Origin of the sequence: Paenibacillus sp. RS8 (assembly GCF_041956825.1) — a bacterium.
Classification (GTDB): Bacteria; Bacillota; Bacilli; order Paenibacillales; family Paenibacillaceae; genus Paenibacillus_AQ.
Genome location: NZ_CP168131.1, coordinates 3,596,374 through 3,609,151 on the forward strand (window position 1 = coordinate 3,596,374; position 12,778 = coordinate 3,609,151).

9 protein-coding genes are annotated in these 12,778 nt (G+C 42.6%); 8 read left to right on the forward strand and 1 reads right to left on the reverse strand.

The genetic code is table 11. The annotated features are described in order from the left end of the window. Nucleotides 1-53: 53 nt before the first annotated feature. The 3 genes from ACDZ28_RS17445 (at nucleotide 54) to glnA (ending at nucleotide 4,022) form a co-directional block, all read left to right on the forward strand. Nucleotides 54-1,010 carry a 4-hydroxy-3-methylbut-2-enyl diphosphate reductase gene (locus ACDZ28_RS17445; protein ID WP_042125660.1) on the forward strand — a complete coding sequence of 319 codons (957 nt, stop codon included), beginning with the start codon at nucleotides 54-56 and terminating at the stop codon, nucleotides 1,008-1,010. A 258-nt stretch (nucleotides 1,011-1,268) separates the two neighbouring features. Beyond that, a complete protein-coding gene (aroF, locus tag ACDZ28_RS17450) occupies nucleotides 1,269-2,315 on the forward strand; it encodes a 3-deoxy-7-phosphoheptulonate synthase (protein WP_042125662.1) in 1,047 nt (348 codons plus the stop codon). Nucleotides 2,316-2,597: 282 nt separating this feature from the next. Next, a complete protein-coding gene (glnA, locus tag ACDZ28_RS17455) occupies nucleotides 2,598-4,022 on the forward strand; it encodes a type I glutamate--ammonia ligase (protein WP_042125664.1) in 1,425 nt (474 codons plus the stop codon). 223 nt (nucleotides 4,023-4,245) lie between these two features. Here the strand turns inward: glnA and ACDZ28_RS17460 are convergent, their stop codons facing one another. Next, the gene (locus ACDZ28_RS17460) at nucleotides 4,246-5,280 is read right to left on the reverse strand and encodes a LacI family DNA-binding transcriptional regulator (protein ID WP_042125666.1); all 1,035 of its coding nucleotides are present in this window, start codon (nucleotides 5,278-5,280) and stop codon (nucleotides 4,246-4,248) included. Nucleotides 5,281-5,656: 376 nt separating this feature from the next. Here ACDZ28_RS17460 and ACDZ28_RS17465 point away from each other — a divergent pair, with 376 nt between their 5' ends. From ACDZ28_RS17465 to ACDZ28_RS17485, 5 genes are all read left to right on the forward strand, one after another. Continuing rightward, entirely contained in the window at nucleotides 5,657-7,024 is a 1,368-nt protein-coding gene (locus ACDZ28_RS17465) for an ABC transporter substrate-binding protein (protein ID WP_076119235.1), read from the forward strand. A 121-nt stretch (nucleotides 7,025-7,145) separates the two neighbouring features. After that, nucleotides 7,146-8,039, forward strand: a complete 894-nt coding sequence (locus ACDZ28_RS17470) for a carbohydrate ABC transporter permease (protein ID WP_042125669.1) — start codon at nucleotides 7,146-7,148, stop codon at nucleotides 8,037-8,039. Then, nucleotides 8,039-8,875, forward strand: a complete 837-nt coding sequence (locus tag ACDZ28_RS17475) for a carbohydrate ABC transporter permease (RefSeq protein ID WP_341111510.1) — start codon at nucleotides 8,039-8,041, stop codon at nucleotides 8,873-8,875. Before ACDZ28_RS17470 ends, ACDZ28_RS17475 begins: the two co-directional genes overlap by 1 nt. Nucleotides 8,876-8,904: 29 nt before the next feature. Further along, the gene (locus ACDZ28_RS17480; RefSeq protein WP_375102367.1) at nucleotides 8,905-11,643 is read left to right on the forward strand and encodes a GH36-type glycosyl hydrolase domain-containing protein; all 2,739 of its coding nucleotides are present in this window, start codon (nucleotides 8,905-8,907) and stop codon (nucleotides 11,641-11,643) included. A 146-nt stretch (nucleotides 11,644-11,789) separates the two neighbouring features. Beyond that, entirely contained in the window at nucleotides 11,790-12,677 is an 888-nt protein-coding gene (locus ACDZ28_RS17485; RefSeq protein WP_375102368.1) for a hypothetical protein, read from the forward strand. Nucleotides 12,678-12,778 lie beyond the last annotated feature (101 nt).

A 12,778-nucleotide genomic window follows, 5' to 3' on the forward strand; every position in this document is an offset into this window, starting at 1 on the left:
TTTAAAGTGTGCCCTATTACAGAAGTCAACGAAAGCAGAAAGTTGGTGAAGTCATGGAAGTCATTAAAATTTCTCCCCGGGGATACTGTTACGGAGTAGTCGATGCTATGGTAATGGCACGGCAGGCTGCGCAAAATCTCGATCTTCCCCGGCCGATTTATATACTGGGCATGATTGTTCATAATAGTCATGTCACGAATTCGTTTGAGGACGACGGCATTATTACCTTGGACGGTCATAACCGTCTGGATATTCTCGATAAAGTAGATAGTGGAACCGTTATATTCACTGCTCACGGAGTTTCTCCTGAGGTACGCAAGATGGCTAGGGATAAAGGATTGACTACTGTTGATGCTACTTGTCCTGATGTGACCAAGACACATGATCTCATTCAGGAAAAGGTCGATGATGGCTATGAGGTTATTTATATCGGCAAGAAAGGCCATCCGGAACCGGAAGGTGCTGTTGGCATTGCGCCAGAACATGTGCATTTAATTGAAAAAGAAGATGAGATTGCAACTCTGTCCATCCCTTCTTCACGGATTGTAATTACGAATCAGACCACTATGAGCCAGTGGGACATTAAAAATATTATGAAAAAGCTTCTAGAGACCTTCCCAGGTGCCGAAGTGCATAATGAGATATGTATGGCTACTCAGGTGCGTCAAGAGGCTGTAGCCGAGCAGGCGGGCCAATGTGATCTAGTGATTGTCGTTGGCGATCCACGAAGCAACAACTCTAATCGTCTGGCACAGGTGTCGGAAGAGATCGCAGGTGTTCCGGCCCATCGGATTTCTGATATCTCTGAACTAAACACAGAGTGGCTAAAGGGTGTAAATATTGTTGGGGTTACTTCGGGCGCATCTACACCGACACCAATTACCAAAGAAGTTATTAATTATTTGGAGCAGTACGATTCCGAGAATCCCGAGACATGGGAGATCAAACGTACAGTGAATATGGCGAAGCTACTTCCTCCAGTTAAGAATAAGAGCGCAAGTACTACTTAATGCGTTAGCGAACTTATATATTTGTGCTTGAAGAAGCGCTTAATCTCGTCTATCGGGGTTGAGCGTTTTTCTTTATAGAAAAAACGGTTTCATCTTCTAAATCAGGAAATAGGATTGACGATAATGGATTTTTGGGGTAAAATCGCTTTATCGGTTAAAAGCGTAAAAGCTTAAAAGCTTAAAAGCGAACACGCGTCGTAGTGCGAGTGTGTTCAGCGGAATTATAATAAATTTTAAGTGCAGAGAGGAAGTTATAAAATGATCGTCATTACATCCAATCAAACGCCAGAAGAGCAGGTTAAAGATATTATCGCAGTGATCGAAAGAGAGGGCTTGCAGGTACATCTCTCCAAAGGTGCAGATCATACGGTTATCGGATTAGTAGGAAGTGTTACGCCTAAGCTTGCAGAGCATTTGCGGCAAATGAAGGGTGTGGAGAACGTCGTGAAGATCTCCAAGTCCTATAAGCTGGCTAGCCGTGATTTCCATCCAGAGGATACCATCATCGAAATCAAGGGTGTGAAGATTGGCGGAGAGAATCTGGTGATTATGGGCGGTCCTTGTGCCGTGGAGTCTCCAGAGCAGATTGATGAGATTGCCCGTCTAGTTAAAGCTTCAGGTGCGCAGGTACTGCGTGGAGGCGCGTTTAAGCCCCGTACAGGTCCATACAGCTTCCAGGGTGTTGGTGTAGAAGGTTTGACTATGATGGCTGAAGCAGGAAAGCGTCATGGCCTGTTGACCATTACAGAGGTAATGACACCAGAGTATGTGGATATTTGTGCAGAACATGCGGATATTCTCCAGGTGGGTACACGAAACATGCAGAACTTTGATTTGCTGCGTAAGCTTGGTACTTGTGGAAGACCTGTCCTTCTGAAACGCGGCTTCAGTGCAACCTATGATGAATTGCTCAATGCTGCAGAGTACATTTTGGCAGGTGGAAATAAGGATGTAATGCTCTGTGAGCGCGGTATTCGTACGTTTGAGACTTACACTCGCAATACACTGGATCTATCGGCTATACCGGTTCTACAAAGCTTGAGTCATCTTCCGGTAATTTCTGACCCGAGTCACGGCACTGGACGACGTGAATTAGTTGAGCCTATGGCTAAAGCTTCTGTTGCTGCGGGTGCAAATGGTCTAATTATCGAAATGCACACAGATCCGGACAATTCCATGACAGGTGATGGTGTTCAATCGTTATTCCCTGAACAGTTCGATAATCTACTTAAGGATCTGGAAAAGCTTGCTCCGATTGTTGGACGTAAGTTTTCAACTTCGCCAGAAACCGTTTCGGCACTATAATTTTTAATTATATTACTAACTTTGAAGTCCTACAAACCGCGGTATAGCGGGATAGTAGGGCTTCTTTGCTGTTGGATAAGTTAAAGATGGTATGAATTTAAGCAAAAATAACGGATTTCACGAAAGCGTCAGAATATCTTACATAGTTGCAAGAAATACCTGACATAAGCATTGACGATGTTAGGTATGAGATTTATAATGACGACAGCAAATAAAAATAAAACAAGAACATTTGCATACTGTGAGGGGCTTAATGTTCGGAACTTGGGGGAGGAAAAATTCATGTCGGTTGAAAAAGTGTTGCAAACAATTAAAGAAAACAATATCGAGTGGGTAGATTTTCGATTCGTAGATTTAGGTGGCCGTGCTCACCACATTTCTCTGCCTGCTTCTGAAGTGGAAGATGAAACTTTTGTAAATGGGGTAGCATTCGACGGTTCTTCCATCAAAGGATTCCGTGGTATTGAAGAATCAGACATGGTTATGATGCCTGATCCGAACAGTGTTTTCATTGATCCGTTTACAGCTCATCCAACGCTGAACGTAATGTGCGACATTTTCACTCCTGATGGCGAACGCTATGAGCGCGATCCTCGCGGTATTGCTGTGAAAGCAGAAGAATTCCTTCAAAAGAGCGGAGTTGGTACATCAGCATTCTTCGCACCTGAGTCTGAATTCTTTATCTTTGACGATGTTCGTTACGAGAGTGGTATGAACAGCTCTTCATTCTTCGTAGACTCTGAAGAAGCGGCTTGGAATACGGGTCGTAAAGAAGAGGGCGGCAACATGGCATTTAAAGTTGGCGTTAAAGGTGGATATGTACCTGTAGCACCTGTGGATTCCCAACAAGATATTCGCAGTGAAATGTGCCGTTTGCTTGCTGAAACTGGATTGCGCATTGAGCGTCATCACCATGAAGTGGCAACTGCAGGCCAAGCGGAAATCAACTTCCGTTTTGATACCTTGAAGAAAACTGCTGATAATCTCATGACTTATAAATATATTGTGCAAAATACTGCACGTCAGTACGGTAAGGTAGCGACTTTCATGCCAAAACCACTGTTTGGTGATAATGGTAGCGGAATGCACGTGCATCAATCGATCTTTGATGGAGATACTCCTTTGTTCTACGAAAAAGGCGCTTATGCTAACTTGAGCGAAATGGCTCTTCACTATATCGGTGGTATTTTGTACCATGCCCCAGCCTTAATCGCTTTGACTAACCCAAGCACCAACTCGTTTAAACGTTTGGTTCCTGGCTATGAAGCACCGGTTAACTTGGTATACTCCAAGGGAAATCGTTCTGCTGCAGTTCGTATCCCAGTAGCAGCTGTGACACCAAAAGGCTGTCGTATCGAGTTCCGTACACCGGATTCCACGGCTAACCCTTACTTGGCATTCTCGGCAATGCTGATGGCAGGTCTGGACGGAATCAAGAACAAGATCAACCCACAAGAACTGGGTTACGGTCCTTTGGATAAGAACATCTACGAATTGTCTGATGCAGACAAAGAAAAGATCCGCAGCGTTCCAGGTAGCCTGGGCGAAGCGCTTGATTCTTTGGAAGCTGATTATGAGTTCCTAACTGAAGGTGACGTATTTACTAAGGACTTCATTGATAACTATATTGCTCTGAAACGTTCCGAAGCTCAAGAGGTTGCAATTCGTGTTCATCCACATGAATATTCTCTGTACTTCGATCTATAAGATTTCTTAAGTAATAAAGCATCAACAAAAAGATGTTCCTGAGCCATTTACTTGGCTGTTGGAACATCTTTTTTTGTTGTTTCAGATATATAGGATTCCAAGTAAACGAGGACATTATTGGCCATTGACATGGCTTTAGATGTCCTCGTTTTTTTTGCCTGTATAGTCCAATATTTTGCCCCATATCTCTACTTTAGTTCAGTAAAGGCAAACTCTAATGAGGTTACGCTAAACCCCGCTCAGAAGCGCCGCAGGATTCTCTTATGATGAGCTCTGGCTCCACGCTGAAGGAGCTCGTGCCGGATTGATTGTTTATCAGATCATACAGCATTAACGCGGCTAGCCGACCGATTTTATCTTTATTTTGTTTAATCGTAGTCAACAGTGGTGTTGTGTAATTACAAGCTTCGATATCGTCACAGCCAATAATTGCGACGGTACCAGGAACAGCGATAGAAGATTCCTTAAGGGCACGCATTGCCCCGATAGCTAGCTGATCAGACGCTGCGAAGATCGCTCTGGGTAAATTTCCGTTCGCGATCATTCTACGCATGGTTTCATAACCGCTGGCTTCAAAGAAATTGCTTCCGTTTAAGAACCAGTTTTCGTTGATCGGTAGTCCTAAATCTTCAAGCGCTTTGCGGAAACCACTTTCACGAATGTTGGAGATTTCTGATTCTGAGGAGCTGCCGATATAACCGAGTTCTCGATAGCCTAATAAGTAAAAGTGTTCGACTACCTTAGTGGACATCTTGAAATTATCAGACATGATATAACCCGAATTGTCGCCTGATAGTTTTAAATCTACGCCGATGCAAGGGATAGAGCTATTATCTAATTCGCTGATAGAGGTTTCTAGCTCTTGTCCGGAAATAAGAAGGCAGCCATCTACATTAAAATGCAGACAACGGGCAAGATAATCATTAGTGTCACCACTTTGAAATTTTTCGTTAGAGAAAAAGATAAGGTCGTAACCTAGCAGTCCCATTTGTTTTTTGAAGGAGTTTAGGACTTCGATGAAAAAAGGATGGGTAAAGTCAACATTCAGCATTCCTGCAAATATAACACCAATTAGATTCGATGATTTTGTTGCTAATGTTTTTGCTGAATTGGAGGGAGTATATCCGGTTTCTTTTATGATTTGTTGTACCCTAGTCTTCGTATCTTCCGAAATATCGCTGTAATTATTAATGATTTTGGATACTGTCGAAACAGAAACCCCAGCGATTTTCGCGATTTCTTTGATGTTATAGGCCAAATTAAGTCCTCCTTATAATGAGAAATACTCCGTAATCTATGATAAAAGTGTAGTTGAGTCAGAATTTTCTATGGATTTCAAATATGAGTTACGAAACGTTTTCGTAAATGATTTTATAATTATATAGGTATATAGTCAATGGGATATTTGGTGCGTAAATGGGAAGATCCTTGATATTAAAGGGTTTTTGAGTGTTTTTGTTAAAAATGGGTTCGAAAATAAAGAATAAAAAAAGACTTTACAAAGATATATAACGATGTAATAATAAAAACAACGAAACCGCTTTCTGTTATATTTTTGATTATATTACGAAAGTTTAGGTGCTAACACAAGGTTTCGTAAAAGGTCATAACAAATCATCTGGGGGGTAACAAAAATGGTAAAGAAGCTTTCTGCGGTATTGTTGAGCTCGGCGCTGGTGCTCTCATTAGCAGCATGTGGAAGCGGCAACAACACAAATGGTGAGGCTACTCCGGGCAACGGAACAAATAAGCCTGCATCTGGCGATAAGAAAGTGATTAAGATCTTGCATTGGAAACAAGAAAACATTAATAAAGCCATTACCGAAATTAATAAAAAGTTTGAAGAAAAGTATCCGGAATACAAAGTGGAGTACACGACCACGGGTCCGGATGATGAATTTAAACAAGCGCAAAGAGCGAGAATTACAGCTGGTGACGTAGACGTCCTTGCTGATTTGTCCGGTATGAGATTGTCTCCGAAAGATTGGACACCGGGTGCGAAAGTGCCAGACTGGCAACAATGGATTGATTCCGGTTTGATTGCTGATCTGAGCAACGAAGCTTTCGTTAAAAACTACAATGCGAATGATATTGCTAAAGCGGGTACTTACAATGATAAAGTGTATGCGATCCCAACCGGTAAAGTAGCGATGTCAGGTTTCTTCTATAATAAAGAAATTTTTGAACAAAACGGATTGACTGTTCCAACCACATGGACAGAATTCATCAGTGTTCTAGATACTTTGAAATCCAAAAACATCGTACCTATCGTAGTGGCTGGTAAAGATGTATGGCCTTTGAAACTGCCAGTGTTCGGCTTGCAAGCTAAGATTCTAGGCGGCGGCGACCAACAAAAATGGATTGAAGGCGTTTGGAAAGGTACTTCGGCGTTCAACGATGCTGAGGCTGTAGAAGTATTGGATAAAATGAAGACCCTTCAAGATAACTACATCATCGATGGTTTCTTGGGTATTGACTATGCAACAGCACCTTCGTACTTCGCAACAGGTAAAGCAGCTATGATTGCTGACGGAACTTGGGATGCACCTACGATCGCTGCGGCAAATCCTGATGTGAAATTTGGTTACTTCCCAATCCCAGCTACTGAAGATGCAGCTAAGAATGCTTCTCTTGTCGGTAAATACGATGTAACTTGGTATGCAGCAGAAAAAGGTCCGAACAAAGAAGGGGCTTTGAAATGGCTGGAATTCTTCTCTGAGCCAGAAAACTACACTGAATATGTTAAGGCTGCTGGGTTTGTACCAACACAAGATAACATTTCAACTGGCAGTGACTTCATTGATAACGAACTAGCACAATACATGGCAGAAGACTTTGAACTTGCCTATGAAATCATAATGATTAACCGCGACAATGTAGGCGAGCACATTGCTGCTGAAGGTGTACACACTGAATACCTAGCACCAGGTGGCGAATTCAAAACCGCTAAAGAACTTGCAGATGTACAACAAAAAGAATGGGAAGCAGCAGCTCCTAAATAAGCTGTTATCCCAATAAACAGACATCTACAACATACTGTGCAACATCATGTACTACAACTTCGGGGTCTGTTCGTACAGACCCCGATGATTTTATTGAATTAGGATTGGGTAGGTGAGAGAAATGTATCCGTTCGGAAAAGGTATAAAACGATATTTACCACTTCTGCTGCTTATGATTCCATTATCGTTGTATGTTGTTTTTTATTTTGGGCCCTCTATGATGACGGTCATCTATTCATTTACAGATATTACTAACGTTCCTGGAAGCAAGTTGAATTTCGTAGGCCTTGACAATTACTACAGCGTTTTTAACTCCGGAAATTCAGGCGAACGTTGGGATTCCATTATACGAACTGTTTATTTCATGATCATTGTTACAATCGTACAGAACGGTGTCGGTCTCCTTATGGCCGTAGTTATTAATCAGAAGCTGAAAGGCGATTATTTTTATCGCGCAGTTTTCTTTTTACCGGTTGTCCTCGGTGTATCGGTAGTTGCACTGGTATGGGGCTTGATGTTCGATCCGCTTAGTGGTCCTGTCAATCAACTGTATGATTCATTGTTCGGTTATAAAGATATGTTCTTTGGAAGCTTCACCCATGCGTTTGGTTATATTATATTTACGCAAATTTGGATGTACATGGGTTACTCCATGTTAATTTTCCTTGCAGGCCTTCAATCCGTACCGAAGGATCTGTATGAAGCTGGATATATTGATGGAACTACGAAGTGGCAATCTTTTAAGAACATTACGTTCCCACTTATTGCTCCATCGTTCACCATTAATATTATTTTGTCCATTATCGGTGCGATGTCCACCTTTGATATTATTCTCGCAACTACGGACGGTCGCTTTAACACAAGAACGATGGCTTATGACGTGTATAAAGAGACGTTCCGTGGTTCTCTTCAGATGGGACTTCCATCCGCGCTTTCGGTGGTGCAGTTCCTAATGATTCTGGTCTTCGTTGTATTTGCAGTTAAACAAATGCGTAAGAGAGAGGTGGAATATTAATGAAAGATTCCAAAACCGCCAAAACTCTCTCCTATATTCTGGTTGCAGTATTGCTTGTTTTGTATATCATGCCGCTATTGTTTGTAATAAACATTTCATTCAAGTCTTTTTCAGATTACCTGCTAGACCCGATCGGACTTGTGAAAAGTATTCAATGGGATAACTACAAGGAAGCTTGGTTAAAAGGTAATTTCTCTAATTATTTCATTAACAGTTTGTTGTACACAGGCGTAGCGACAGTGCTAACACTAATCGTTTCGTTATTCGGAGCTTTCCCGGTAGCGAGAAATTATGTAAAGTGGAGCGGATTTATTTATTTGTTCTTCTTGATGTCACAGTTCTTGCCTAACCCTATGGTTGCACAGTTTAAATTAATGCTTACCCTGAAACAAGAGCTTGGATTTGTGGGTTATGATACGAAGCTGGGTTATATCCTCCTAAAAACAGGAGGAACTGGTATCGTCTTCATGATGTTCGTGGGTTATATTAAAGGAATCAGCCGTGAGATGGATGAAGCTGCGGGCATGGATGGTGCTGGATATATGCGTTATCTGTTCCAGATCATTATGCCACTGATGAAACCTGTTATCGCAACAGGTGTTATCCTGACGGCGATTACGATTTGGAATGACTTTGTAGGTCCAATCATGTATTTGCCAAGTCCGGAACATTATCCAATTACCTTCGGGCTTAAAGAATTCCGCGGTCAATACGGGAATAACTGGCCTATGTTGGCGTGCGGGATCATGATCGTATCGGCACCACTTATCGTCCTGTACACCTTCATTCAAAAGTATATTGTTGACGGTGCATTGGCAGGTGCGGTTAAAGCTTAAGTAGTTGTGTAAATGAGAGGATGGGGACAATGGACCGTAAAAAAATTCATGGCTTTGAATTCACTGGAAAGGATGGGGAGTTCAAGCTTCAGCAACCGGATCACAGTAGTTTCTTATACTTCCCTCTAGTAAATGAGGGGGGGATGATGTCGACTGTTACTCCTAAACTTCATGGACAGGCGACGACAGGTCATAATACATTTTTAACACCGCCATTATCTGTTGAAGATTTGCATAATTCCCGTGCTTCACGTAATTTCTGGGTATACGTCGAAGGCAAGGGTGCTTGGTCTGCAGCAGGAAATTCGGCTAAGCAAAATGCAGCGTTCTACACTTCATCTGCTGATGATGCAGTGCTTGAGGCTGGTTTTCTATGGCATCGGGTCACTCGCAGTAACTCTGAGATGGGTGTCACAGCTGAGATTACTAGCTTCGTACCTAGCGGTAACGACAAGGTAGAACTAATGAAAGTTACATTGACGAACATTGGAACAGAGAAGATTACTCTTACACCAACGGCTGTAGTTCCATTGTATGCCCGTTCCGCAGATGATCTGCGGGATCACAGACATGTAACTTCCTTGCTGAACCGGATTTACACTTCAGCATATGGTGTTGAGGTTCAGCCTGCACTTTCTTTTGATGAACGTGGTCATCGCGTTAACCATACCTCTTACGGTGTATTTGGAGCGGAAGGTGACGGAAGTCAGCCTGTTGGTTTCTTCCCGATTCAAGAGGAATTCATCGGCGAAGGTGGAAGTCTTGACTGGCCAGAAGCGGTTATTCTGAATACTACGCCAGAGATCGGTAAAGGTGGAGGCGTGGATAGAGAGGGTTATGAAGCAGTCGGTGGCCTCCGGTTTGCCTCAATTACCTTGTCTCCTGGTGAAAAACATTCATATGTCGTAGTTATGGCAATTGATAGTGATAGAATTAACGTTGAAGCGTTGATGAATAAATATGGAGCATCTGAAGCTTTTGATCAACTCCTAGAGGAGACTAAAGCGTTCTGGGCAGATAAAGTGAATATGGTTGAATTCCATACCGGTGATTCGGATGCGGATCAATGGATGAAATGGGTAACCATTCAACCGGTCCTTAGAAGACTCTATGGTAACTCCTTCTTACCGTATCATGATTATGGAAGAGGCGGACGTGGCTGGCGAGATCTTTGGCAAGACTGTCTGGCACTGCTTATTATGGAACCTGCCGAAGTTCGCAGCCTACTCTTCAATAATTACGCTGGTGTGAGAATTGACGGCAGTAACGCAACTATTATCGGTCAACAACCAGGCGAATTTATTGCTGACCGTAACAATATCCCTCGAGTATGGATGGATCATGGGGCCTGGCCGTTCTTAACAACGATGCTCTATTTGGATCAGAGCGGTGATCTTGATTTCTTGTTGCTAGAACAGACTTATTTCCGGGATACTTTTATGAGTCGTTGTAAGGAACGTGATACTTCTTTGGATACCTCTGCAGGCAGTGATCTTAGAACAGCTTCTGGGGAAATCTACAAAGGTACAATTCTGGAACATATTTTGCTGCAAAACCTGGTTCCGTTCTTTAATGTAGGGGAACATAATAATATCCTGCTCGAAGGTGCGGACTGGAATGATGGTCTCGATATGGGTGCGGATCGCGGAGAGAGTGTGGCTTTTACATCTTTCTATGCTAGCAATCTATTAGATATTTCTCGGATGCTGCGTACCCTTAAGACTTCTAAAGGTCAGGAAAAGGTTGAGTTGGCAGAAGAGATGCAACTGTTGCTGGATACGCTTAACGAACGTGTGGATTACGGTTCTATATCAGGCAAGCATGAGAGATTGGATCGATATTATGCCGCGGCACCAAATAAGGTGAGTGGAGTTCGTGTATCTCTAGATATTGAAAAAGTAGCTGATGATCTGGAACAAAAAGCGGAATGGATATTTAATCATTTGCGCAACAACGAGTGGGTACAGAGTGAGAATGGCGATGGCTGGTTTAACGGTTATTATAATAACGATGGTGAACGGGTAGAGGGAGAATTTTCTGAAGGCGTTAGGATGACACTTACGGGTCAAGTATTCCCGCTTATGGGTCATGCAGCAGCTCCGGAGCAAATTCCACACATTATTGCTGCTGTTGATCGTAATCTACTAGATGACAAGATCGGATACAGGCTTAATTCCCGTTTCGGAGGGATTCAGCAGAATCTGGGTCGTGCTTTCGGCTTTGCATTTGGTCATAAAGAAAATGGGGCCATGTTCAGTCACATGACGATCATGTATGGAAATGCGTTGTACAAACGAGGTTATGTAAAAGAAGGTCATAAGGTTCTCGAATCTCTTTACAACTTGAGTACAGATTTCGCAAAAGCTCGTATCTATCCAGGGATTCCTGAATATATTAACGAGCAAGGCAGAGGAATGTACACATATCTAACAGGCTCGGCAAGCTGGCTCTTGCTAACCATGGTCACTGAAGTATTTGGTGTGAAGGGTAAACTGGGCGATTTATTGCTAGAACCTAAGCTAGTAAAAGAACAATTTGATTCCGAGGGGAAAGCATCCATTAAGACGATCTTTGCAGATCGTGAGTTTGAAGTGGTCTATAAAGCCACAGGAAGCTTTAATTACGGAGAGTACCAAATACACTCCGTTACCTTAAATGGCAGCGAGGTGACGCTGCAGTGCGGCTCAGGGAGTGCGATTATTCCACGTGAAGATCTACTCGCTCTGCAGACAGAGAAGCGTCACGTGATTGAAGTGACTTTGGCGTAATCATAACTAGATTTTATTAAAAGCGTCTGCACCGTTAAGTATAGCGGCTGCAGACTTTTTTTGAAAAAATATAAAAACTAAGCTTCTTCATAGATGATATAATGGGGCTAATTTATTTGTTGAATGATTAAAGGGGCGTGTGAAGGATGGGCTGCAAGCTGTCAAATGGCGTATTATCTGTAGATATCGCTGATATTGGAGAAGCATATAAAGGGACTCGTTTTGACTGGACGGGGTTTATCACACAAGTTACGTTAGAAAAAGGTAAGCATACTTTTTGTGTGCCAGAAAGCTTGAAGGAAGGCGAAGGTACTGGCGGAAGTGGACTGTGCAACGAGTTTGGCATTTCCCGGGCAATTGGGTATGATGAAGCGCCGATTGGAGGCTGGTTTCCAAAGCCCGGAATCGGACTGTTACAAAAGCAGGACTCGCAGAGCTATAGCTTTCATAACGAGTATCCACTAACCCCCTTTACTGTTGATAGGGAGGTTAAGGGTGATTCGGTTTCATATACTATCCAACCAATGGAAAGTAATGGATACGCGATGCTTTTGACCAAAACGATCTCTATAAAGGACGACCAATTAAAAATTGCATATGAATTGCATAACAAAGGGAATAAGCCAATCCAAACCGAGGAGTACATCCACAATTTTATTGGAATTGATGGTTTAAATATAGGTCCGGATTTTGAGTTGCGCCTCCCGAATGGGCTCAAAGTTGAGGAACCGGAATCTCAATACACGAACAATTTGCTAGAGGTATCTGGTAATACCCTTACTTGGTCAGAAGAGCCAGACCGGTCCTTTTATTGCAAGTTGAGTGGCTGGGGAGGACCGGAAGCCGAGTTCAATTGGGAGTTGGTTCATAAGCCTAGTGGAACAGGACTACGTGAAAGCGGAGATTTCCCAGTAGCACGAATGGCGCTATGGGGAGAACGTCATGTGGTCTCTCCTGAAATTTTTGTGAACATTAGTCTTTTACCGCATGAAAGCAAGTCCTGGAGCCGAACTTATCATTTTTTCACATCTTAATAAGCAGTAATCCAAGCCTTTATGTGAATAATTATACTTGCTGGTGTGTAAGATTATTGCTATCATAAGCGATATCCATATTGATAGGAGAGAAAGGGTGG